Genomic DNA, 23,280 nt, shown 5'->3' with positions numbered 1-23,280 from the left:
CCGGAATCCGTTAGAAAACTCGAGTTGAACGCCCTGAGGTACGGTGGTGGCGGGCTACGAGTCGAGAATTTGATCTCCGATCGTGTTCCGGAGCACTTCGCTCGTCCCCTCGTAGATTTCGTTGAGTTTTGCGTCCCGGTAGAACCGCTCTGCGGGGAAATCCTTGGTATACCCGTACCCGCCGTGGATCTGGATGCCTTCGTTTGCGACCTCGCGGGAGACTTCCGACGCGTAGAGTTTCGCCTGCGCCGAGTGCTTGATGAAGTCCTCGCCGCGGATCTTTCGGTCGGCGGCGCGGTGCATGAGCATCTTTGCAGCCTGAATCTTGGTATCCATGTCGGCCAGCTTGTGCTTGATCGACTGGAATTCGCCGATGGGCTGTCCGAACTGTTCGCGCTCGCCCGCGTAGTCGGCGGCTTCCTCGAGGGCCGCTCGAGCGATGCCGACGCCTCGGGCCGCGATCGTGATCCGACCTCCGTTGAGCGTTTTTAAGGCCTGGACGAACCCGTCACCCTCCTCGCCGAGGAGGCGACCCTCCGGGATTCGAAGTTCGTCGAATCGAAGCTCCGCGGTCGGACAGCCCTTGTCGCCGAGTTTTTCCTCGGTGCCCTCGACGATGAACCCCTCGTCGCTCTCCGGTCGAACGATGAACGATGAGATGCCCTTGTTCCCCGCTTCCGGGTCCGTCTTTGCGAAGAGCGTTACCGTATCCGCGACCGAACCATTCGAAATCCAGAGCTTTCCGCCATCGATGACGTACTCGTCGCCTTCCTTTCGCGCGGTCGTCTCCATCGACGGGACGTCGCTTCCCGCACCGGCTTCCGACAGGGCGAACGCGCCGATATCGCGTCCCTCGGCCAGCGGCGTGAGATACGCTTCTTTCTGGCGGTCCGAGCCGAACTCGTAGATCATGTTGCCCGCGAGCGAGATGTGTGCGGCGACGATCGTTCCCAGCCCACCGGAGCCGCGAGCGATCTCCTCGAGACCGATCGCGTAGGAGTGATAATCGAGTCCGGCACCGCCGTACTCTTCGGGGAAGGGCATTCCCATTAGCCCGAGATCGGCCATTTCTCCGATCAGTTCGCGCGGGAATTCGTCGTCGTGGTCGATATCGCTCGCGACGGGGACGACCTCCTCGTCAACGAACTCCGAGACCATGTCACGGATCTGTTGTTGTTCAGCCGAGAGCGCAAAGTCCATATGCGAGATATCGACCGGTCGGTCCTTTACAGTTGTTGTAACTGGACTTGCGTTTACTCGAGTGGCTTATCGACGACCGAACGCTGGCCCAAGAGCAGTCGGAATATCGACATTAGTCACGGCAGTCGCGTCTACGTAGAACATCGCAGTCGACGGCCGGTTCGGATCCGACCCGCTCGGACCGCTCGAATCAATATTGACCTTCTGGAGGGGACACATCCGGGACCGCGGTGTTTTTCCGGAAAGCGCTCGAATAGGGTGATAAGTAGATGACCACGGGCCAGCACGAACTTACTACTGACGCCGACCTCGAGTGGTGCTTTGAGGCCGTTCATGGGGTCTCACGGACGTTTTCGATCACTATTGATCGGCTCGAGGAACCCATGGCAGGACACATCTGTGTCGGCTATCTGCTGTGTCGGATTGCCGACACCATAGAGGATGCAGGGCACATTCCTGCCGAGACGCAGACCGACCTGCTCGACGCCTACGATAGATTGCTCGATCCGGACGACGACCTCACGGTCGACCGTTTCATGGACGATGTCGAGCCGTGGATTCCTGCGGAGACCGACGACGACTGGAAGGTCGTCGCCGAAACGCCGCGAGTGCTTCGAACGTTCGAATCGCTCGAGGACGAACCGCGCGAGATCATGCGCGAACCCGTCCGCGAACTCGTCGGCGGGATGGCGATGTTTACGAGCCGGTACGCCGACGAAGGCGGTCTCCGTCTACAGACCGTCGAAGAACTCGAGGAGTACTGCTGGTATGCCGCCGGAACCGTCGGTACCCTTATTACCGGCCTCGTCGCCCGCGGTGCCTCCAAGGACCGCGCCGAGGAGATGCGGTCGAACGCCCGGTCGTTCGCGTTGCTCTTGCAACTCGTCAACATCGCGAAAGACGTCGAGACCGACTACCGCGAGGAGAACAACGTCTATCTCCCCGCCGAGTGGCTCGAGGAGGAGGACGTTCCCGTCGAGGACGTGACCGCCAAGGGTAATCACAACGGCGTGACCAACGTTATCCGACGCGTCACCGGACGCGCGGAAACGTACCTCGACGACGCCCAACGCTATCTCGAGGTCGTCCCCGAACACCACGGAAACAAGCTCTCGGCGTGGGCGATACCGTACCTGCTCGCGGTCGGGACCATGCGCGAACTTCGCGAGCGACCCGAGGATGTCGTCCGCGAGGGCGACGTCAAGGTTTCTCGAGCTGAAGTATACGAGATATTACAGACATTCGAAGACGACGTGTCGCGAGCGAGCGTTGACGCCCTCCGGAGCGAAATCGCGGAGAAACCGCTACACAAGTAAGCACACGTCGTCCCGACTGTGCTGGCCGACCACTGCGGTGTGACGACCCGTCCGGTCGCGTTCATCCACCTAACCGTGTTTTCATTTCGAGGGGGGGCCTCTGCAAATCGACTATTCGTACTCGTAAAATCCGACGCCCGTTTTTTTGCCCAGATCGCCCGCTTTGACCTTTCGCTTGAGGAGATACGCCGGTTTGTACCGGTCGCCGAGCTCCTCGTGGAGCGTTTCGGTTGCGTGCAGGCAGACGTCGAGCCCGATGTGATCGGCGAGCGTCAGCGGCCCCATCGGGACGTTCGTGCCGAGTTCCATCCCCGCGTCGATGTCCTCCTTCGAGGCGACGCCCTCGTCGAATGCGCGGATCCCCTCGTTGATCCAGGGCATCAGGATTCGATTCGTGACGAACCCCGGTTTGTCGTCGGACTCCCAGGTCGTCTTTCCCAGATCTGCGGCGATTTCGTGCGCCAGTTCGGTCGCCGACTCGTCGGTCTTCTCGCCGACGACGACCTCGACGCCCTCCATGATCGGGACCGGGTTCATGAAGTGCAGGCCGATCACTCGCTCTGGATGCTCGAGCTCCGAGGCGATAGACGTGATCGAGAGCGTGCTCGTGTTCGTCGCGAGAACGACAGCCGCGTCGCAGGCGTCCTCGAGATCGGCGAAGATGTCCTGCTTGACGGTGAGTTCTTCGAGTGCGGCTTCGATGACGAGATCGCAATCGGCCAGTTCCGCGAGCGACGTCGTCCCCTCGATTCGTTCGCGAATCGTCTTCGGGCGCTCCTCGAGATCGTCTCTCGCGTCGAGGCGCTCGAGGCTGTCATCGATCGACTCGAACCCGTTTTCGACGAACTCAGATTCGATATCGTGCATAACGACGTCGTAGCCGTTGGTTGCGGCGACCTGTGCGATACCGCTTCCCATGGTTCCCGCGCCGACGACACCGATTCGGTCGATTGTCTCACGGACCATACTCGAACGTCACGAGAAATCGGGGTAAGCCTACCGGTGGTCGCGATGGCCGTTCGCTGGCCGAATCGGGAACGACGGGGACAACTTTCAAGACGGAACGCTGAGAGATACGGATAGACCCTGGTGTCCCGCGTGAGCAACGACTCCGTCGTCGAGAAAACGGACGATTCGCGGATCGAGGAGCGAATGCGTGAGTCGCTCGAGGCCGTCGGCATCGATCCCGGTCGCGTTTCCAACAAGGAGTACTCGTATCGGATGTTGCTCGATACCGGACTCGAGGAGTCGGTCGCGGAGGAGCTCCGACGCCGGTTTTCGTTGCCGTGGTCGTTCGAAACCGACGGCGATCTCGATAAACGGTCGACGGAGGTCCGCGGCCTCGGCGAGGCCGAACGCGAGTGGGTCGTCGCGAGCGCCGACGAAGACTGGCAGACGTTCGAAAACGTCTCCCCGCCCTCCGAGTCCGAGGCGCAAATCGACGATGCCGAACGACCCTGGCCGCGGCCGACCGCCGTGGATCGCGTCACCGGGGTCGGTCCCGAGGATGCACAACTGTTGGCCTGCGCCGGCATCACCTCCGCGGAGCGTCTGGCGACGATCAACGCCACCACCGTCGCGAACGCACTCGAGGTAAACGTCCTCCACGTCAGGATGTGGCGACACAACGCTCGAGAGTTACTCGAGTGACTGATTACGAGTCCGTCGACCGCCTGTTCGCGGCGACGGACAATACCGTTCGCTTCGGTGCGATTCCCGTTGTTTGGTCGAATACCGCTTTATTCGACGCTACTGATACGACTGACTCCCGCCGCTCGAGTTTCGACCGACGAGCGTCGCGACGGCCAACCGATCGCCATCGTCGATGCGAATCTCCTCCTCGTAGAACAGTATCGTCAGATCGAGACACGCCCGAAGAAGGTCGTTCGATCGGTATCGGTACCGATCGCTCGAGGGACCGATATCGATCGGGTCCGTACTCCGGAGATGATGCTCGTAGATCAACACGCCGCCGGGAGCGAGCGCGCCTTTCAGGGCCGGCAATACCTCCAGCGCGGCGAAGAAACTCACCGTGATAACGTCGTAGCGCTCGGGTTCGAAGTCGAACTCGGAGATATCCGCCCTGATCCAGTTGACGTCGATGCCGCGAGCGTCGGCACGTTCCTCGGCGATCTCGAGCGCCCTGTCGGAGACGTCGATCGCGTCGACGTCGTAGCCGTTTGCCGCGAGAAAGCAGGCGTTTCGTCCCGTCCCGGTGGCGACATCGAGTGCGCGTCCCGATGGAAGTTCATCGAGACGCGCGGCGAGTTGGGGAATCGGCTCATCGGGGAGTTCGAAATCGTCGTCATCGTACTTCTCGTTCCATCGGGTGCGATCGTCCGTCACGATCGATTGTTCGAGGTCGTTTCCCTTTGTTCTCCCGGAATCGGGCGTTTCCGGTATCCGATTTCGCCGGTCACCTCGAGGCGTCCGTGCCAGCCCACCCTGTTCGAGAAGTGAACCACTAAATCCTTTTGTACACGGTCCGTACACCCATGTATGAACTGGCGAATGCGCTGTACGCCGCTCGAGCGAAAGGCGGTCGCTGGGGTGGGGCCGTGAAACGCCGCGATGCGATCGCCGGGATCGCCAGCGTCGGAACGCTGGTCGGAAGCGTCGGGCTGTTGCGAAACGGACCGCCGACGTTCGGAGACGAGAGCGGGCCACAATCGGATACCGGCGACGATGCGAACGACGGACCGACCGAAGTCCAGACGATCGATGCCGGGCCGAGCGAGGCCGGTACGCAGGAACTTCCCGTCGAGGGCCAGGTCTCGGTACTTAATTTCTTCGTCACCTACTGTGGCTACTGCAAGCGCCAGATGTCCCCGCTCGCCGAAGCCAGAGAGCAGATCGACGACGACGTTCGGTTTCTCTCGATTACGACCCAGTCGCTGGACAACGCACTCGATGAGGACGAACTCCGAGAGTGGTGGGACGAACACGACGGAACCTGGGACGTCGGCTACGGCTCGACCAGAGATTTCCGTCGGGAACACAACGTTCTGGGGTTTCCAGTAACGCTCGTCCTCGACGAAGACGGCGAGGCAGTATTGAACGAAGGGGCGTCGGTTATCGGAGCGAGCACGATCGTCGATGCCGTCGAATCGGTTGCGGGAAGCGACGTTGTGTGAAGTAGCCGCCGTTCGGCCCGAACTGTCCTCGCCCGCCCGTCTTCGGTTCTCGCGTTCTAAAGACTCTGTTACGTTTCAAAAGGTGGTTTTGCTCGAGCGACGCTTCGATCCGGTTGCCCCACCGATCGTCCAAGGGACTGATACGGTCTGCTGTAACGATTTACCGGAGCAACCGCAGGACGACTCGCGGTTGCTCCGGAAATGACTTACAACCGACCCTATCAGACGACGGTCGATATCATGTAGAGATTGCTGGCGACCGCGACGAGCCAGGGCAGTGCGAGTCCCGCCGGAACGATCGGTCGATACTCGGCCGTCAGCAACGGCCGACATATCACGCCGATTCCGATTGCGAACGCCTTCAACGCGATCATGCCGACCAGACCGTATCCCTCTATCGCGCCGCGAGCGATCGGATTCGACTCGGCGAGTCCGAGGTGTAATCCGACGAACGTCGTCACGATATCTCCCACGAGCGAAATACCAACGATGATCCACAACAGTCGCTCGAGGTCCGCCGGCGGCATGTTCAGGTGTGGTACTCGAGGATACCCGGCGTCGGAGCTCATAGACTCCCGACCGGAGTCGAACCGGTTCGCGTCGACGTGTGACGACCACGAGGAGCGTGCGGATGCCCGCACGCGTCGGTTTCACCGAACAGGGTATTGTTATGTGAACCGTAGGAGGACGCCGCGTTCGGAGGGGGAGGTCTTACTCACACTCCCCGAACCGGAAACCAGGGCTTACCATCGAACACAAGTGGTTACTGTGGAAAGTAAGACGTTTCCTGAACAGGGCTCCGATGTGCACACTTTCGGTCAGCCTGTTTGGGCACGCTTTGCTACCGAGCGCCCAACGTCTCGAGAACGACCCCGTCCAGAGGCACATCACTTCCGGAGACGCCCCACCAATTGGCGTGTGGCATGATACTGTGTAACCAGCCCACAGAGGCCATCACTCGCCGGAATTGTAAGGATAATTCATCGCGGACAGCGTTTTCACCGTGGGGTTCTCAGTTCACTCACTATGAGTCATCGCTCTCCACAGCCGACCGAGGATCCGCCGAAGAAAGGGATCCTGTTCTGTCCCGAGTGCGGCCACGAAAGCGCCATAACGGGAGATTGGATCGTTCACGAAAAGCCCGCTCGAGACGTCTACGAGTGTCCGGTCTGTTCGACGACCATCCTGAACCGCCGCCGGTTCGTTCCGGTTCACTGCTGATCGCTCGCAGTCGGTCCCCGCTCAGAGAATTGTGCCGTGTTTCTTGCTCGGAAGGGATTTTTCGATGTCGGCGTAGAACTCGAACCTGTTCTCGAGTTCCTCGCGGAGCGTACTCGGCGGAACGATTTCGTCGATGACGACCTCGCTCGCCATCCGATGGATGTCGATATCCTCCCGGTACGCTTCCCGAAGCTCCCGTTCGAGTTCCTCTCGCTCGTCGGGGTCGTCAACTTCCGAGAGCTTCCGGGCGTAAACCGCGTTGATCGCCGCTTCGGGGCCCATGATCGCAATTTCGCCGGAAGGGAGCCCGATGACGCTCTCGGGATCGTAGGCTGGCCCGCCCATCGCGTAGATCCCTGCACCGTAGGCTTTCCGGACGACGACCGTCTGTTGTGGAACCGTCGCCGAGGAGGTCGCGTAGATCATCTTCTTTCCCTTCTCGAGGATCGCGTCCTTCTCAACCTGCGAACCGGCCATGAATCCCGGCGTGTCACAGAGGTACAGCAGTGGAATGTTGAACGCGTCCGCCTTCCAGATAAACTCCGCCGCCTTCTCCGCGGCGTCCGGGAAGATCGCCCCCGCCCGGTGGGCCGGTTGGTTGGCGACGATACCGATCGGCCGGCCGTCGATTCGGGCGAACGCCGTGACGATCTCCTCGCCGTAATCGGGGCGCAGTTCGAAGAGCGAGCCCGCGTCGACGAGGCGCTCGATGAGATCGGTCATGTCGTAGCCCTTGTTCGGATGCTGGGGAACGACCGCGTCGATTCCCTTCGGCGAGGAGACCGGTTCCGTTCCCTCCACCTGCGGCGGCGACTCGTCGGCGTTGTCCGGCAGGTACGTGATCAACTGGGCGACGAGTTCTCGAGCGTGTTCCTCGTCTCGAGCAACAAGGTCGGCCGAGCCCGATTCCCTCGCGTGAACGGCGGGGCCGCCCAGCTCCTGCATGTCGATCTCCTCGCCGGTGACCATCTGGACCATCCGCGGCGAGGCGATGGCCATCGCGGACATTCCCTCGACCATGACGGTGAAGTCGGCAAAGACGGGCGTGTAGGCCGCGCCGGCGATACACGGGCCGTAGAGGACGCATATCTGGGGAACTCGACCCGAGAGCATCGAATGATTGTAGTAGTACTTTCCGATCCCCTCGCGGTTCGCGAAGAACCCGGTCTGCTGGTCGATCCGCCCGCCCGAGGAATCCATCAGGTACAACACCGGTTGGCCGGTTTTCAGCGCCCGCTGTTGCATTCGAAGGAACTTCTCGACGCCCTTTCCGGCCATACTCCCCCGTTTGACGGTGTAGTCGTTGGCCATGACGTGGACGTCCCGATTTTCGAACGTCGCCGCGCCCGTAATGAGCCCGTCCGCCGGTAACCGGTCGCCCGCTTCCGTCGAACCGTCGGTGTCCGTCTCGTCGGCCGCCGCTCCGTCGGGGTGCCAGTCGTCGAAGGCCGCGAACTTGCCGTCTTCGAACAGGAACTCGTTCCCGTCTCCAGAAAACCAGAGCTCGAGTCGGTCTCGAACGAACAGCTTCCCCTCTTCGGAGAGCTGATCTCTGTACTTCGTTGGCCCTCCCTCGAGGATATCCTCGATTTCGGCCCAGAGCTTTCGTTCGCGTTCGGTCGGCTCGAGTTGCGCTGTCCGTCCGCGCCGATTCGACTCCGATTTAGGGGCCGAATCGACCTCCTGAACTGCGGTCGGTTCCGTTTCATCGCCGACGTACACTTCGATATCGGCACCGATGTGTTCGGCCAGTGCCGTGGCGATAGCCGACGCTTCTTCGCTACTTGCCCCGTCGGCGATACGAACGTCCATGGCAAATTCTGCGAGAGATGACTAAAAACCGTTTTCCCTTTTCACGACACGAATCTGTGGGAAATATAGTGACATCCTCGAATCAGCAGAGAAGTAGGTCGATATCGTCGCTCGAGTTGAGGACCGGAAGGGGGTCGTTTCGAAGACCGGTGAACGCGGCGGGCACACCTCGATTGGGAACGATCCGTCGCGGGCGCGACTCGAGCAAGCGAGGTCGTTCGGTGAACGTGAGTCCCAAAGTGGGGGGAAGACGGCATTTCGGGAGCGCTGGAGGGACTTGTCCCCATGGTCACCAACATGGAGACATGTATCATGAACCGTGAGTCGACAGTACTCTTCGCGTTAAACTACCCAGGTTTTATATTGAAGAGTGCTAGTGACAGTTTCTCGAGTGTCACCGTTCGGCACAACGCCTTTTGAAACAGACGGCACGTGCAGGCAGAAGGTGTATTGATATTTTCGTGGTTAGTACGGATACGCATCGCCGCCGTAGCTACCCGTATTCGCCGGAAGATCGCAATCCGTTAGGTTACATGTCGGAGAAAGATACCGAGAACGTCGTCCACCGTCTTTCGACGCTTCGAGAGCGCTTGCACGCTGGAATGGACCGCCGAGAATTCATTCGAACGCTCGTGAGCGCCGGCTACGCAGTTGGAATGGCACACCTCCTCGGCGTCGAAGACTTCCTCGCGACCGACGACGGCGACGTGCCAATCGTCACTGCGCTGGTCAGAGAGGATATCGACGACCCCTATTCGCTCGAGGAACGCACGAGGACGGTTCCGGCGGAGTGGTACGCCGCCGTGGAAAAAGCGTTCGAGGTGAACGACGTTCTCGCCGAATCGAGATTGATGGGCTATCTCGGCAGTGCGGTCGTTCCCGGCGACTATCGAAGCGGGACGGCGTCGGTTTCGATCGGTGTAACGGGCGATTCCAGTCTGGTTCGAGACGTACTCGGAACGGTTGCGGACGGTATCGGTCTCGGTATCGAGCGATTCGACGACGATGAAGGGATCGGTAGCATCGGAGATATCGAGAGCGGACCTGATACCGGAGAACGCCAACCTCGACTCGCCAGTGACGTGACCGGCGGAACTGTCCCCGGCGGCGTCGCCTGCGAAACCTCCTCGAGCATGGCGACGCTCGGGCCTGCGCTATACGATCCGAACTCGGAAACGGAGTTCTTCGTCACGGCAGAGCACGCGTTCGAAGTCAACGGAGACATCACCGGAGAGGGACTCAGGCTTCCGACAGAAACCGAGGAGTCGTTCGACCTGGGGACGGTGCGCTACGATCACCCGGTCGAAGACCTCGTCGCAGTCGAACCAGCCGGTCAACTCGATCCGATCAATCAAATCGACACGTCGTCGCCGTTCTCCGTCCGCGGCCAGTACACTCGCTGGGGCCTGGCCGACTTACTCGCTCGAGGGGAACCTCTCGAGAAAGTCGGAGCCATGACGGGCCACACGACCGGAAAAATTCAGGGAATCGATGCGGTAACGTGTTTTACGGACGATTTCTGCCGACATGGGCAGATTCGATGGGGCGGTGAAATGGACCTGATTGACGGCGATAGCGGCTCGGTCAGCTACCATCCAGATCCGCAGGATCCGGACGAAAGCGTGCTCATTGCTGGGTTCAACAACGCCCGAACCTGGTGGCCCGGACAGAGCTACGTCTGGGGCGTCTCGGCGTACCAGATGACGAACACCCTCGGCTATCACTTCTGAGATGAATACACTTCCTTCCAACACTCGAAACAGATGACTGAAACCCAATCCGACTCACGATCCGAGGACCGGCCCGCCCCGCGACTCGAGGACCGGTCCGACTCACGACCGGAAAAACGAGCCGATTCTCGAGAGGGACTTCGCGGGTTCCTGACCGCAGGAGCGCGTGTTCTCGGCGATATCGTTATTATCACACTCTGGGTTCTCTTTCTCACCCTCCTCTTCCTCTCGACCGGATGGCCGAACTGGGCGTTCTACGTCCTCCTGTTGCTCGGCGTCGCCGTCTACGTGTCCGTGACTGCTGCGTGGCTCGGCTCGGACGGCTCGTAACCGATCCCCGTCGTCGAATCGACCGACTGAACAGAAAACGGAAAGCGAAAACGAATTGCAACCCCCTCGAGACCGTTCTCAAACCACTTTTCGGTTGACTCCCGGTACTTCGTTCGAGTTTGGCTCGGTTTACTCGAGGGCGGATTCGAGTCGGTCGATCAGTTCGTCGTTGCCGACGTGGACCGGCGTCCGCTCATGGAGCGAACCCGGTTCGATCTCGAGGATGGATCGGTTGCCGTTCGAGGAGCGGCCACCCGCCCGTTCGACGATGTACCCGATGGGGTTCCCCTCGAACTGAAGCCTGAGTTTCCCCTCCGAACGGGACTCGAGACCGGGGTAGGCGAAGACGCCGCCGTAGGTGAGCACCTGATTGACGTCGGCGATCATCGCACCGCCGTAGCGGAGCTTGAGTTCGGTTTCGATCGCGTTGGCGTACTCGAGAAAGTCCGCCGGCCAGTCGGGGACGCGGCCGCCGAACCCGTAGACGACCGGTTCGTCCGGAAGCGTCACGTCTTCGCGAACGATTGTGCGTTCTCCGCCCGTCAGTTCGTACTCCGTGACGCCGGTCTCGTCGGCGACGATCATCGTCGTGATGGGGCCATAGAGCACGTAGCCCGCGGCGATGAGATCCCGTCCGGCGGCCGGAAGCGAGGCTTCGTAGACGCCGAAAACGGTCCCCATGGCGTTGTTCGACGAGAGGTTCGACGAGCCGTCGAGAGGATCGACGGCGATCGCGACCGTCGGACTCGATCGGCCTCCACCCTCCGAGCCGCTCGCGCCGGGCGTCGGACCGCAGTCGAGACACGCCTCGCGTTCTTCGCTCGCGTACTCGCCGACGGCCTCGATCGACGCGAGTCGATCAGCGAGCAATTCGTCGGCGTAGACGTCGGCTTCGGCCTGACTCTCGCCGCTGGGGTTTTCTCCCGCCGCTTTGTCGCGGCGACCGACGAGGCCCTGTCGAATTTCGGCTGCCGTTCGAGCGAGCGTCGCGATGATGTCGTCGACGACGGGTTCGAGCTCGACGCCGGAGGGATCGGTTTCGGAGTTCATGCCGGGATCGAAGTTCTGGTCGGTCATTCCTCGAGTGCGGCGTCTGCGGTCTCTTCTTCGTAGATGACTTTCTCGAGGGCGTCGAGCAGCTTCGTCGGGTCCTCGCGTTGCCAGACGTTTCGGCCGACCGCCAGGCCGGTACAGCCGGCGTTGACGGCGGCTTCGACCGTCGAGAGGAACTCGTAATCCGAGGTCTTCGAGCCGCCGCTCATGACGACGTTCATGTCGCCAGCGGCTTTGCAGGCGTGGGCCATGGCTTCGGGACTGCCGGGATACTTGACCTTCGCGATGTCCGCGCCGACCTCGAGGGCGATACGGGTCGCATAAGAGATCGTACTCGGCTTGGTGTCGTTTTTGAGCCCCTGTCCGCGGGGGTACGACCACATGACGACGGGGAGATCGTGTTCGCGGGCGCTTTCCTGTGCGTCTCGGAACTCTTCGAACATCTCTACTTCGTGGTTCGAGCCGCTGTAGACGGTGAATCCGACCGCGTCGGCACCGAGTTCGGCCGCGTAGTCGACCGAGCAGTTGACCGGTGAGTCGGGTTCGCCCATCCAGAGGTTCGAGGTGCCGTTTAGCTTCAACAGGAGATTAACGTCGTCCTCGTAGCTCGGGTAGTACCCTTCCGCGATACCCTTTTGGACCGCCATTGCGGTGACGGCGTCGTGTGTTGCGGTCTCGAAAACGGTCGCTGGGTCGAGTTTCTCCGGAACATCCTCGAAGTCGACCGGACCGTGTTCGAGCCCGTGGTCCATCGCGAGAATCAGTGACTTGCCATCGCGGACGATCGGGGAATCGTCGATCGGTATCATCTAACTGGTGGTCCAACAGGCCGCTATAAATCTCTGATGGTCCTCCCGTTCGAAATTATTCTATTTTGTAGTAAATATACACTCAAGAGGTCGATTTCCCCGTTTGAGTGTGACACACGACCCGCCCGTTGAACGCTACTTTGAAACCCGTATAGACGGAGTTATTATCGATAAATGATATATTGATATCAGTGATTATCTTGGTAGCAAGACAATAACAAACCCTTTCATATCGGTGTATCCGCGTATGCACAAACCAGTTGTGCGGGGGGAGGCGACATGAAAAGCGTGATCAAAACGGTCCTCTTTCAGCGGTCGGGGACTACAGTCATCGACGAGTGTCGACGATGCGGAACGACGGTGAGTTCGAGCGCTTCGGACTGTCCGGAGTGTGATTGCGGCGAAATCGTGAGCTACAAAATTCAGTGATCACCACGAACCGCACAGGATGAACGCGTCGGAGATTCGCCTTGAGACGGGACGTGTTCGCCCCTGAGACGCGTAGTCAATCACTCGAGGCAGGTCCGAACCCACTGATCGTGGTCCTCGAGTCGCTTCGCTCCGGCATCAGTCAACGAATATACGTCATAGAGGCCATCTGTTCGCGTTTCGAGCAGACCTGCGTCGACCAGGGCCGACAGCGTTCCGTAGAACGATTTCGGCTCGATCCGGTCGTCGTAGTGTGACTCGAGTTCGGATTTGAGCTTCTGGCTGCGAAGCTCTCCGTTGGCCGCGAGCAGGTAACAAATGTCTCGACGCCGCCCGCTTTGAAGCCACTTCGTCATGGGTTCAGTCGTCGACGAGGGTGCTCGAACGTTACGGTCTCGAGATATCGAACGAAGATGATCGACAGAAGTAGTGTTCGTCGGTCGCCAGCGGAGTGCGTTGTCCGTCACCGAAACTTGTTCAATCGTCGAAGCCCGGTTCCTCGGGTCATACTGCCGGCTGTAACTATGGAAAGATTCTCACGCCCCGGAGCGACGAGAATTGTGAACGACGTACAGCCGACAGTATCAGTCGCTCAGTAACCGTCTGGCACCGACGATAATCGACCAGCAGAGTCCGCCAAGAAGCGAAATCGAGACCAGCAGCCGACCGCCGACCTCGAGGATCACAATCTCGCTCGCGGGAACGACATCGTGCCTGAAGAGGAACCAGCGACCGGCGGAGTCGCCGATGAGGACGGTTCCGGTGCCGACCGCCAACGAGAAGAGAACCGCTCCGACGATTCCGGCGGCGACTGCGACGAACGTGGCAACCGTCCCGGCGAAGAAAGCCGACAGAAACTTCGAACCGGGCGTTCGGCGGCTTACGGTTTCGCTCGAGCCGTAAATCCCCATTCCCTGTCCGTCAGGGGACCGATCCGGCATCGGACCGACCCACACGGCCGGCGGAAACTGAACGAGGACGGCGGCCATCCAGAGGTCCCCGATCGAGCCCGCGGCGTTGGCTGCCAGGACGACGACGAGTATCGGCGACGGATAGACGGCCATCGTCAGGACGCCGAGAACGGAGATAACGACGAACGGCGCGAGCAAGATCGCGAGCATCTGGTTTCGAGTGTAGCCGCCGCTCGAGTTCGTGTAGGCGTACGGGACGATGAAGTACGAGACGCCGACGCCGTAGGTGGGCTCCCCGCCGCAGTGGGCCATCAACAGTCCGTGAATCGTCTCGTGGAGTGCGATGACGAGCGCGACCAACACCACGAAGACGACGAGCCAGCCGAGCGTCGCGGGCTGGGACGAAATCGGGAGAACGATCGGCTCGAGTGACTCCCCACGGATCCGCGCGAGAACGTCGGCAAAGAGGTACGCGAACGCAAAAAAGCCGACGCTCGAGACGGCGACCCACTGCAGGGCCACGGCTCTTGTGACCCGGAACGTCTCGAGCGGGCGCACGTGCTCCGTTGAATTCTCGGCTCCCTGCGAAGTCACGACGGGCACTCCCGGGTGAACTGACAAAGTGATGTCGATCCCTCGGAGTGAATCCGACTCGTTCGGCCCGTCCCGGCGACTCGCGCTGCTCCGATCGTTCGGCGAAACCGATAGCCTTCCGTTCGTCGACGTTCGAGACAGCGTATGACCGACGCCGAACGGACGGAAACGAACGACTCGATCACGGCTACCTACCGCGAAACCGAGACGGAGCGCCTCCTCGAGTTCGTCACTGAACACCCTTCGGCCGGCGGAGGAACGGCGGCGATCGCCCAAAACCGCGAGGGGTACGCCATGTTGAAAGTTCGCCCGACCGCCGACGGTGACGAACTCGAGCGTTACTACGGCTTTGATATGGCCCTGGATCACGTCGGAGAACTGCTCGAGGTTTCGCCCACCGAGCTACCGGTTCCGGATGCGGCGGCCGATATGGGGATGTGACTGGTCGACGGTATCGAATCGGTGGGGAGACTACTCCCTCGACAGAACATGTTCGCCCGAAAGCGCGGTTCGTCGCCCCCGAATGCCCGAAAGCGGGACGCATAAATACACAGAGTCGAATTTCGAGGTAACGATACCGTGGCATCCGACTCCTATCCCTGGCCGATCGGCACGCAGCGACGATTCTCGGCACTGTTAGCGGGGACTGCACTCGGTGTCTATTTACTCCTGATTATCGGAGCCACGACCTCGATTACGAACGCGACGACGGCGTGTTCGACCTGGCCGCTGTGTAGCGCCCCCGTCGATCCGGTGAGCCAGACCGAACTCGCGATCGTGTGGGGCCACCGTCTCACAGCCGTGGTCGTCGGCGCGCTGGCTGCACTGACCGTCTTCGTTGCACTGTTTGGAGCGGCCTCGAGTCGAGTCACGGCTGCTCTGGTCGTCTCGCTGGTGCTGTATACGATCCAGGTCGGCGTAGGTGCCGTTACGGCGACTGTCGGCCCGGCAGCCCTCGCTCCGGGGCTCCACCTCGGACTCGGAATCGCCATCTTCTCGATCATCGTCCTCGCACTCGCGTGGGATCTCGAGTTCGCGACAGGGAGCGAGAACGACGAGATCGAATCGCCGCCGGAACCGGACCCGATCGAGACCGAGCCGGCTCCACAACGACCGCTTCCGACCGGCAGACTCGCACGGGCCCGTCTCACCGCCTTCGCGTACTTCAAAATGATGAAGCCGCGCCTGATGTGGCTGCTCTGTCTCGTCGCCGCGGCGGGGATGGCACTCGCGGCCGGTCCGAACCTCGAGATTTCGACGATCGTCGCGACCCTCGGCGGCGGCGTACTCGCGATCGGCGCGTCTGGCACGTTCAACCACGTTCTAGAGCGCGACATCGATCAGAAGATGTCCCGAACGGCGGATCGCCCCCTTGCTACCGACCTGATTCCGGTCCGGAGAGCCCTGCTCTTCGGCGCGTTCCTGACAGCGGCGTCACTCGGTGTCTTCCTCACGATCAACGCCCTCGCGGCGGCGCTCGGACTCGCGGCGATCCTCTTTTACAGCGTCGTCTACACCCTCCTCTTGAAACCGAACACGGTCCAAAACACCGTTTGGGGAGGCTTGGCCGGCGCGCTCCCGGCGCTCATCGGGTGGGCCGCCGTCACGAACGAAATCGGGATGCCGGCACTCGCACTGGCCGGCGTTATCTTCCTCTGGACGCCCGCCCACTTCTACAACCTCGCGCTCGCCTATCGCGACGACTACGCTCGAGGCGGCTTTCCCATGATGCCCGTCGTCCGCGGCGAGACGGTGACGCGGAAACACATCCTCTACTACATCGCCGCGACGCTCGTCGGAACCGTCGGCCTCGCCTGGATCACCGATCTCGGCGCGTTGTACGCGGCGACCGTCGCGGTCTTCGGCGGGATCTTCCTCTGGGCCGCAGTTAGGCTTCACTTCGAACAAACCGAAGCCGCGGCGTTTCGTTCGTTCCACGCGTCGAACGCTTTCCTCGGTGCCGTTCTCGTCGCCGTGCTCGTCGACGCGCTCGCGCTGTGAGGTGCGGTTCAGTTCCGTTTGTCCGGCGGCCCCGGTACCTGATGACACACTGAGAAGGAAACAGTTGCGCCTGAGTTACGACTCGGCTCCATCTCGAGCGCCGTCGATCCGATCGAACTGTTCGTCGGTGAGTTCGACCTCGACCGCGCCGACGTTTTCCTCGAGCTGGTCGGGCGTCCGCGCGCCGATGATCGGGACACAGTCGAACTTGGACTGATCCATGAGCCATCGCAGGGAGACCTGTGCCGGCGTGGCGTCGACCGCGTCGGCGACGCTCTCGATGGCCTCCAGGACGTCCCATGCCTGCTCGGTGGCGTAGTAGTCGTCGAACATGTCGTCGAGGCTACCCCGTGAGCCGTCGGGGGCGATGACTGACCCGTCGTCCGCTCGGTCGTACTTGCCGGTGAGGAAGCCGCCGCCGAGTGGTGAGTACGGACAGACAGCGAGGTCCTGATCGGCACAGACCTCGAGGTAGTCGGCGACGGTGTCGTACTGGGCCGCGTTGACCATCGGCTGGGTGACGTCAAAGCGCTCGAGCCCCTCGGCGTCGCTGGTCCACAGGGCCTTCGTGAGCTGCCAGGCGGCCATGCTCGAGGCCCCGAGGTAGTTGACCTTCCCCTCGCGGACGAGGTCCGTCAGGGTCTCGAGAGTTTCTCTAATCGGCGTATCCTCGTCCCAGCGGTGGATGTAGTAGAGGTCGAGATAGTCGGTTCCGAGTCGGTCGAGGGTTCCCTCGATCTGGGCGCGAATGTGTTTACGTCCGAGCCCCGAGTCGTTCGGACCGGGTTCGCCCCAGCCGTCGAACGGGAAGTAGACCTTCGAGGCGATGACGTAGTCATCGCGGGAGTGGTTCTCGAGCCACTCGCCGATCCACTCCTCGCTCGTGCCGTCGGGATCGCCGTAGACGTTTGCGGTATCGATGAAGTTGATGCCGTTGTCCCGGCAGGCGTCGAGCATATCGTGGGCTTCCGAGCGTTCGGTTTCGACCACGCCGCCGGTTTCCCGTCCGAATCGCCAGGTTCCGTAACAGAGCTTTGAGACCGTCGTTCCCGTGTTCCCGAGCGTTGTGTACTCCATATCACCCGGTATGGCGGCGAGCGCTAAAACGGATGGGGGAGCGGAAATGTGCGGGGGGCGACCGGTGGTCATCCCGGCCAGCTGGGTCGCCGCCAGTAGCTCGCGCTACGGAAACGAGTTCGCGCTACGGAAACGAGTTCGCACTACTGAAACGACGGCAACACTTCCTCCTCGTAGAACTCGAGAGCCTTCCCCTGTTCCGGGCCGATCTGGTGGACGTAGACGTGGTCGTAGCCGGCGTCGATCGCCTGCTCGAGGCTGTCGATGTGGGTCTGCGGGTCCGAGTCGGTGACGGTGGATCCTTCAGCGACGTCTTCGCGGTCGACCATCGAGGCCGCCTGCTGGAAGTGTGCGGGCGTGGGGAGTTCCTGGCCGAGCTCGCCGGGGATGAACCCGTTCGGCCAGAGCTCGTGGACGGTGTCGATCGCCTCGTCTTCGCTGTCGGCGTAACAGCAGTGAAGTTGCGTGTACTTCGGTCCCTCGCCGCCGGCGTCTTCGTAGGCGTCGACGACCTCCCCCTTCGGCCCCGAACACCAGAGTCCGTCGCCCTCCTCGCCGGCCATTTGTGCCGTCTGCGGACCGAATGCGGAGACGATGATCTTCGGAATCTCCTCGGGGACCGTGTACAGCCGAGCGTTCTCCGCCGTGTAGTACTCGCCGTGATGGCTCGTGTTCTTCCCGTCCCAGAGATCCCGCATGAGTTCCATCGATTCGGAGAGCATCTCGAGGCGAACGTCGTGTTCGGGCCACTTCTCGCCCGTCACGTGCTCGTTTAAGTTCTCGCCGGTTCCAACGCCAAAGGAGAATCGGCCGTCAGCCATGACCTGCGTCGTCGCGACGGCGTGGGCGATGTTGACTGGGTGGATCCGAATCGTTGGACAGGTGACTCCGACACCAATCTCGATCTCGTCGGTCTGGCTCGCGAGTCCCGCAAGAACCGACCAGACGAACGGCGACTCGCCCTGTGCGGAGACCCACGGGTGGAAGTGATCGGAGACGGATAGAAAGTCGAAGCCGACCTCCTCTGCGCGGACGCCGTACTCGACGAGTTCGTTCGGGCCGTGTTCCTCGCTCGAGAGCGTGAATCCGAGTTCGACCATGACGAGGTACTATCACGAACGCGCTTCTGATGATTGGCCCTGCGACGGAAAGGTCGTTCCGCGGAAACCGTTGTTCCCTCGTTCATCTGGTTGATATCGGGCAGTACTTATAAATGAGTTCTAATCTGTGTACGAATCGTCAAGAAGAATGTCTCATGCATACCCATCTCCCGACGCGGCTCGTTTCGATCTCTACGAGGTCATGAAAGCGGATCTCTCGTTCGAAGAGAAAGCCCGACGAGCCCTCGATATCGGTGAAGAGTACCTGAACGTCGATAACGGTCACCTGACGAAAATCGACCCGCAGAGCGACTACTGGAAGGCCATTGTGAGTACGGACCCCCCGGATGGGAGCTTTCCCCCAGGACTCGTTGTCGACCTTCAGACGACGTATTGCCGTCGTACCATCACGCAGAACGACCCAATTGCGTTGCATGACGCCCCAAATCAGGGGTGGGACGATGACCCGGCTTTCGAGACCCACGGGTTGAACTGCTACCACGGTACCACGATCAGCATCGACGACGAAGCCTACGGGACGGTCTGTTTCGTTTCGGAGACTTCTCGAGAGGAGCCGTTTACGGCCGAAGAAACCTCGTTCGCCGAACTCATTTCACGAATGATCGAGTACGAACTGAAACACCAGCGCACGGTCGACAAACTCGAGCACGTCGAACAGTTCGCGAGCGTCCTCTCACACGACCTCCGCAATCCTCTCAACGTCGCACAGGGACGAATCGAGCTCGCACGCGAGATTCGCGATAGCGAACACCTGGCAATCGCCTCCGACGGGCTTGACCGAATGGATGACCTTATTTCGGACGTACTCACGATGGCACGTCAGGGAAGGGAGATCGACGAAACGGCGGAGCTGACGCTCCAGCAGTTAGTACAAACCTGTTGGCAGTCGGTCGAAACGCAGAATGCGAACCTTGTCGTTGAGGACGATCTCACTTTCCGTGGGGCTTCCGCCCGCGTTAAACGGCTATTCGAGAATCTCTTTCGTAACGCGGTCGAACACGGGAGCAACGATGTCACCGTCCGTGTCGGTTCCCTCGAGAACGGGACGGGATTCTACGTAGAGGACGATGGACCGGGAATACCACGAGACGTGCGAGACTCGGTGTTCGAAACCGGCTATTCGACGGGAGATGATGGTATCGGAATCGGACTGTCAATCGTCTCCGGGGTTGTGATGGCTCACGAATGGAGCATTAGGCTATCGGAGGGACCTGACGGCGGTGCCCGATTTGAAATCGGTGACGTGATCGTAGCTGGTCAATCACTCGACTGATTCGACCGGTTTCGGTCGAAATGGGGCCATCAAAGGACACCGAGCACCAGCGGAACAAGCAATCGAATCGAACACCTTACCCGGAACGGGTTGGTATCGCCTCGTATGAACGCCGTAGTCGAGGCGACGGATCTCCACAAGACCTACGGCGAGACCGTCGCCCTCGAGTCGGTCTCGCTGGCGGTCGATGACGGCGAGGTCTTCGCCCTCATCGGACCGAACGGGGCCGGAAAGACGACGCTCGTTCGAGCGCTGACCGGAACGACGAATCCGGACTCGGGAACCGCACACCTGTTGGACGAATCGCCGACGGCCGTCGACCGGAACCGACTCGGCGTCCTTCCCCAGGAGTTCTCGCCGCCCGCTCGACTCACCGCTCGAGAACTGCTCGAGTACTACGCCGGACTCTACGACGAGTCGCGCGATCCGGAGACCGTCCTCGCCGACGTGGGGCTGGTCGAGGCCGGCGACACATGGTACGAAAACCTCTCGGGCGGACAGAAGCGCCGCGTCTGCGTCGGCAGTGCGCTGGTCAACGACCCCGACGTTCTCTTTCTGGACGAACCGACGACCGGGATCGACCCGGCCGGGCGACGGACCGTCTGGCGATTGATCGAAGACCTCGCGGCGGGCGGCACGACGGTCCTGCTGACCACGCACGACATGGCCGAAGCCGAACGCCTCGCCGACAGAGTCGGCCTGCTCGCCGACGGATCGCTTATCGCGTCCGGAACGCCGGCAACGCTCGTCGACGAACACGGCGGCTCGAGTCGCCTCACCGTCGAGCCGACCGTAGAAACCGATCTCGAGGGGATCGCCGACGGCGGGACTCTCGCCGACCTCGAGTACGCAGTCGAGACTCGAGACGACTCCCTCGTCTTCGAGGACGTCTCGCCGGCGGATATCGGCTCTATCGTCGACGTTCTCGAGGACGAAGGGCTCGAGTACACGAGCATCTCGTGGGCCGAACCCGATCTGGAGACGGTCTATCTCGAGCTCGCCGACGGTGAGGAACGCGCGCAAACGGATCGGCGGTCGCTCGGGGTGGAGCCGGCTCGAGCCGACGCGTCGACCACGGCCGATTCGACGGGAACGCAGGAAGCGAACCCGGAGGGAAGCCAATGAGCCGACTTGGGCGCGTTCGCGCGCAAACGAGCGCCGGCTGGCGGTCGTTCGTCAGGCGACGAACCGCGGTTTTCTTCACGTTTTTCTTCCCGGTGATCCTGATCGCGATCTTCGGCGCGCTCATCCAGACCGACCCTACCGGTGGCGGGCTGTTCGCCGAACCCGCAGCGTACTACGTTCCCGGTTATCTGGCCGTCGTTGTCCTGTTCACGCCGTTCTCGAGGCTCGGGAGCGAAGTTGCTCGACACCGCGAGGGCAACCGCTTCGAAAAGCTCGCGACGACGCCGGTGACTCGAGGGGAGTGGCTACTTGGACAAACGGTCGTCAACGCCGCTATCATCGCGCTTGCCAGCCTGTTGATTCTCGTGCTCGTTGTCGCCCTGACGGGTGCAGAGATCGTGTTCTCTCCGCTGGTCGTGGCCTACATCCTCGTCGGGGTCGTCTGTTTCTGCGGAATCGGGGCTATGCTCGGCAGTTACACCGATTCGCAGGACGGCGCGGTCGCCGCGAGCAACGCGATCGGGCTTCCGCTCCTTTTTCTCTCGGAGACCTTCATCGCGCTCGAGCAACTTCCCGGCTGGTTCGAGCCGTTCGTGAACCTCTCCCCGTTGACATACTTCTCCCGCGGGATTCGTGCGGCGACCTACCCCGACGCCGGGACGCCGGCGGTGTTCGGCGTGGATCCGGCTCTTGCAAACCTCGGAATTCTTGCGGTGCTCGCCGTCGTTACCTTCGCGCTCGGAGCCAGGTCGATTCCGCGCACGGATTAGACACGGACGGTTCAGGCGCAAAAAGAGGGCTCAACTGTAGCGTGGGAAAGATCTCAACCCCACGTCGTCTCGAGCGCGACGCCGATCGCCACCCCGATTCCTATCCCCAGCGCCAGATCAGCCATCACGACGCCGAGTGCGACTCCGAGTGCAACCCCGATGGCGATCCCCGATCCAGTCGTGTTTCGGAGTTCGCTTTCGGTTTCGTCTTCGGCCATATGCGCTTCGTTGACCTTCCCACTGAATAAGCGTATCTTCTGCTGAGGCACATACCTGCCCCGGCAAGCGGTTTTCTCTTTGAGAGAGAAAGACCGTCCGGGACCGAGTCGCTCCCAAGCGTTAGAAACCGCCCGAGACGAGCATCGACGGGAACTGGTAGTCGTAGATGTGGTTGAGCATGAGGTACGTGACGATCCCGAGTACGAGACTGAGGATCCACGACCCTGCGGCAATGCGCCCGACTCGAGCGTGGGCCGTTTCCCGAAGCTCTGATGGGGTGTGTGTCAGGCCCAGGATCAACGCGTAGAGGACGACCGGAACGGCGACAATCGAGAGGACGATGTGGATCGCGAGCATGAGCAGGTAGGCGTTTCGAACCAGCGCACCGCCGACGAACTCCTTCGTCCCGCCGCCGCCGACACGGATGAGGTAAACGACCAGAAAGAGCAGAATCGTCACGAACGCGCCGACCATTGCGCGGCGGTGTTTCTCGACCTCACCCGCTCGAATCCAGTACCACCCGAGAACGAGAAACACCGTCGTTACCGCATTGATGCCCGCGATAGCGTGTGTGAACGCGTTCACCTGTGCGTTGGTCAGATCGGGATAGATCGGCAACTCGAGGACGAACGTCCCGATAACCAGCGCGTAGCCGATGATCGAGAGGAAGGCCGTCATCCCGAGGGGGCGTTCTCGGAGCCGTTGTTTTGCGTCCGCGGTAGCCATAGCTGAGTCTTGGGATAGGTCGGGTATTTGTCTTGCTTTTTCGGAAGCAACGCTATGCGAACACCGGAAGGCAACTCTCCTAAAATAGAATCAACCGGAAGAATCGAGAACGAGCCACGGCGTTCGCCTCAGCTGAGGTGAACGGTTCTGTCGCTTTCGATCGTGATGTCGTAGCCACAGTAGGTGAACGTAACCGTTCCCTCGGGTCGTGGACAGCCGTTACTTCGCGGAGCGAAAAGCGTGTCGAGCGCCTCGGGATTGATAACGGCGTGTAACGGCTCGTACTCCGGCGGACACAACTCCGCAGGTGGTACTCCCTCTTCGTTTGCAACCGCTTCGACGACCGCCTGGCTCATTGCTGTTCGAATCGACGTGTCGACCGTGTCTCCGCCGTTCGCCATCCTGTCAGACATTTCCCAATCCGATGAA

The 23,280-nt window shown here is 61.1% G+C and carries 24 protein-coding genes and 1 pseudogene; 11 read left to right on the top strand and 14 right to left on the bottom strand.

The window, feature by feature from the left end; translation table 11 throughout:
* Positions 1–54 precede the first annotated feature (54 nt).
* Positions 55–1,200, bottom strand: coding sequence for an acyl-CoA dehydrogenase (locus ACYQ14_RS04825; protein ID WP_283834309.1), 1,146 nt, complete (start codon positions 1,198–1,200; stop codon positions 55–57).
* A 269-nt stretch (positions 1,201–1,469) separates the two neighbouring features.
* Here ACYQ14_RS04825 and ACYQ14_RS04820 point away from each other — a divergent pair, with 269 nt between their 5' ends.
* Positions 1,470–2,516 (top strand): phytoene/squalene synthase family protein, encoded by a 1,047-nt coding sequence (locus tag ACYQ14_RS04820; protein WP_459885343.1) that lies wholly within the window; start codon positions 1,470–1,472, stop codon positions 2,514–2,516.
* Between the two features lie 111 nt (positions 2,517–2,627).
* On the opposite strand, the gene ACYQ14_RS04815 is transcribed toward ACYQ14_RS04820, so the two are convergent.
* The gene (locus ACYQ14_RS04815) at positions 2,628–3,482 is read right to left on the bottom strand and encodes a 3-hydroxyacyl-CoA dehydrogenase family protein (RefSeq protein WP_459885340.1); all 855 of its coding nucleotides are present in this window, start codon (positions 3,480–3,482) and stop codon (positions 2,628–2,630) included.
* Between the two features lie 165 nt (positions 3,483–3,647).
* Here ACYQ14_RS04815 and ACYQ14_RS04810 point away from each other — a divergent pair.
* Positions 3,648–4,166 (top strand): annotated as a pseudogene (locus tag ACYQ14_RS04810) (DUF7409 domain-containing protein); the annotation flags it as partial.
* Positions 4,167–4,265: 99 nt separating this feature from the next.
* Here the strand turns inward: ACYQ14_RS04810 and ACYQ14_RS04805 are convergent.
* Positions 4,266–4,862 (bottom strand): class I SAM-dependent methyltransferase, encoded by a 597-nt coding sequence (locus tag ACYQ14_RS04805; protein WP_459885337.1) that lies wholly within the window; start codon positions 4,860–4,862, stop codon positions 4,266–4,268.
* A gap of 149 nt (positions 4,863–5,011) precedes the next feature.
* Between ACYQ14_RS04805 and ACYQ14_RS04800 the strand changes: the two genes are divergently transcribed.
* Positions 5,012–5,650 carry a TlpA family protein disulfide reductase gene (locus ACYQ14_RS04800; protein ID WP_459885334.1) on the top strand — a complete coding sequence of 213 codons (639 nt, stop codon included), beginning with the start codon at positions 5,012–5,014 and terminating at the stop codon, positions 5,648–5,650.
* Between the two features lie 221 nt (positions 5,651–5,871).
* Here the strand turns inward: ACYQ14_RS04800 and ACYQ14_RS04795 are convergent, their stop codons facing one another.
* Positions 5,872–6,219, bottom strand: a complete 348-nt coding sequence (locus ACYQ14_RS04795) for a DUF5658 family protein (RefSeq protein WP_459885331.1) — start codon at positions 6,217–6,219, stop codon at positions 5,872–5,874.
* A gap of 457 nt (positions 6,220–6,676) precedes the next feature.
* Here ACYQ14_RS04795 and ACYQ14_RS04790 point away from each other — a divergent pair, with 457 nt between their 5' ends.
* Positions 6,677–6,871 (top strand): DUF8106 domain-containing protein, encoded by a 195-nt coding sequence (locus tag ACYQ14_RS04790; RefSeq protein WP_459885328.1) that lies wholly within the window; start codon positions 6,677–6,679, stop codon positions 6,869–6,871.
* Between the two features lie 21 nt (positions 6,872–6,892).
* On the opposite strand, the gene ACYQ14_RS04785 is transcribed toward ACYQ14_RS04790, so the two are convergent.
* On the bottom strand, positions 6,893–8,683 hold the full coding sequence (locus ACYQ14_RS04785) for an acyl-CoA carboxylase subunit beta (RefSeq protein WP_459885325.1): 1,791 nt from the start codon (positions 8,681–8,683) through the stop codon (positions 6,893–6,895).
* A 533-nt stretch (positions 8,684–9,216) separates the two neighbouring features.
* On the opposite strand from ACYQ14_RS04785, the gene ACYQ14_RS04780 reads away from it, so the two are divergent.
* Positions 9,217–10,413, top strand: a complete 1,197-nt coding sequence (locus ACYQ14_RS04780; protein ID WP_459885322.1) for a hypothetical protein — start codon at positions 9,217–9,219, stop codon at positions 10,411–10,413.
* Positions 10,414–10,446: 33 nt separating this feature from the next.
* On the top strand, positions 10,447–10,743 hold the full coding sequence (locus tag ACYQ14_RS04775) for a DUF8119 family protein (RefSeq protein WP_459885319.1): 297 nt from the start codon (positions 10,447–10,449) through the stop codon (positions 10,741–10,743).
* Positions 10,744–10,872: 129 nt separating this feature from the next.
* On the opposite strand, the gene ACYQ14_RS04770 is transcribed toward ACYQ14_RS04775, so the two are convergent.
* From ACYQ14_RS04770 to ACYQ14_RS04755, 4 genes are all read right to left on the bottom strand, one after another.
* The gene (locus ACYQ14_RS04770; RefSeq protein ID WP_459889976.1) at positions 10,873–11,793 is read right to left on the bottom strand and encodes a class 1 fructose-bisphosphatase; all 921 of its coding nucleotides are present in this window, start codon (positions 11,791–11,793) and stop codon (positions 10,873–10,875) included.
* A gap of 23 nt (positions 11,794–11,816) precedes the next feature.
* Positions 11,817–12,605: a class I fructose-bisphosphate aldolase gene (locus ACYQ14_RS04765; protein WP_283834299.1), complete on the bottom strand. Its 789-nt coding sequence runs from the start codon at positions 12,603–12,605 to the stop codon at positions 11,817–11,819.
* A 509-nt stretch (positions 12,606–13,114) separates the two neighbouring features.
* Positions 13,115–13,390, bottom strand: coding sequence for a helix-turn-helix transcriptional regulator (locus ACYQ14_RS04760; protein WP_283834298.1), 276 nt, complete (start codon positions 13,388–13,390; stop codon positions 13,115–13,117).
* Positions 13,391–13,618: 228 nt separating this feature from the next.
* Entirely contained in the window at positions 13,619–14,539 is a 921-nt protein-coding gene (locus tag ACYQ14_RS04755; RefSeq protein ID WP_459885316.1) for a DUF3267 domain-containing protein, read from the bottom strand.
* A gap of 144 nt (positions 14,540–14,683) precedes the next feature.
* Between ACYQ14_RS04755 and ACYQ14_RS04750 the strand changes: the two genes are divergently transcribed.
* Both ACYQ14_RS04750 and ACYQ14_RS04745 read left to right on the top strand, forming a co-directional pair.
* Complete coding sequence (locus ACYQ14_RS04750) at positions 14,684–14,980, top strand: DUF7111 family protein (protein ID WP_283834296.1); 297 nt, start codon at positions 14,684–14,686, stop codon at positions 14,978–14,980.
* A 138-nt stretch (positions 14,981–15,118) separates the two neighbouring features.
* Positions 15,119–16,540: a heme o synthase gene (locus ACYQ14_RS04745; RefSeq protein WP_283834295.1), complete on the top strand. Its 1,422-nt coding sequence runs from the start codon at positions 15,119–15,121 to the stop codon at positions 16,538–16,540.
* Positions 16,541–16,615: 75 nt separating this feature from the next.
* Here the strand turns inward: ACYQ14_RS04745 and ACYQ14_RS04740 are convergent, their stop codons facing one another.
* Together ACYQ14_RS04740 and ACYQ14_RS04735 are read right to left on the bottom strand one after the other, a co-directional pair.
* Positions 16,616–17,617: an aldo/keto reductase gene (locus ACYQ14_RS04740; RefSeq protein ID WP_459885312.1), complete on the bottom strand. Its 1,002-nt coding sequence runs from the start codon at positions 17,615–17,617 to the stop codon at positions 16,616–16,618.
* A 143-nt stretch (positions 17,618–17,760) separates the two neighbouring features.
* Positions 17,761–18,717, bottom strand: coding sequence for a TIGR03557 family F420-dependent LLM class oxidoreductase (locus tag ACYQ14_RS04735; protein ID WP_459885309.1), 957 nt, complete (start codon positions 18,715–18,717; stop codon positions 17,761–17,763).
* Between the two features lie 148 nt (positions 18,718–18,865).
* On the opposite strand from ACYQ14_RS04735, the gene ACYQ14_RS04730 reads away from it, so the two are divergent.
* The 3 genes from ACYQ14_RS04730 (at position 18,866) to ACYQ14_RS04720 (ending at position 21,906) form a co-directional block, all read left to right on the top strand.
* Positions 18,866–20,011 (top strand): GAF domain-containing sensor histidine kinase, encoded by a 1,146-nt coding sequence (locus tag ACYQ14_RS04730; RefSeq protein WP_459885306.1) that lies wholly within the window; start codon positions 18,866–18,868, stop codon positions 20,009–20,011.
* Positions 20,012–20,116: 105 nt separating this feature from the next.
* A complete protein-coding gene (locus ACYQ14_RS04725) occupies positions 20,117–21,136 on the top strand; it encodes an ABC transporter ATP-binding protein (RefSeq protein ID WP_459885303.1) in 1,020 nt (339 codons plus the stop codon).
* Complete coding sequence (locus tag ACYQ14_RS04720) at positions 21,133–21,906, top strand: ABC transporter permease (RefSeq protein WP_459885300.1); 774 nt, start codon at positions 21,133–21,135, stop codon at positions 21,904–21,906. Before ACYQ14_RS04725 ends, ACYQ14_RS04720 begins: the two co-directional genes overlap by 4 nt.
* Before the next feature lie 53 nt (positions 21,907–21,959).
* Here ACYQ14_RS04720 and ACYQ14_RS04715 read toward each other — a convergent pair whose 3' ends face one another.
* From ACYQ14_RS04715 to ddfA, 3 genes are all read right to left on the bottom strand, one after another.
* Entirely contained in the window at positions 21,960–22,124 is a 165-nt protein-coding gene (locus ACYQ14_RS04715) for a glycine zipper domain-containing protein (protein ID WP_459885297.1), read from the bottom strand.
* 121 nt (positions 22,125–22,245) lie between these two features.
* Entirely contained in the window at positions 22,246–22,851 is a 606-nt protein-coding gene (locus tag ACYQ14_RS04710) for a DUF420 domain-containing protein (protein WP_459885295.1), read from the bottom strand.
* A gap of 128 nt (positions 22,852–22,979) precedes the next feature.
* The gene (gene ddfA, locus ACYQ14_RS04705) at positions 22,980–23,252 is read right to left on the bottom strand and encodes a DdfA family disk-determining factor (protein ID WP_459885292.1); all 273 of its coding nucleotides are present in this window, start codon (positions 23,250–23,252) and stop codon (positions 22,980–22,982) included.
* Between the last annotated feature and the right edge of the window lie 28 nt (positions 23,253–23,280).

It is taken from the genome of Halostagnicola bangensis (assembly GCF_054653435.1).
The sequence above is the reverse complement of the archived record's forward strand: the minus strand, read 5'-3'. Positions and strand labels throughout refer to the sequence as shown.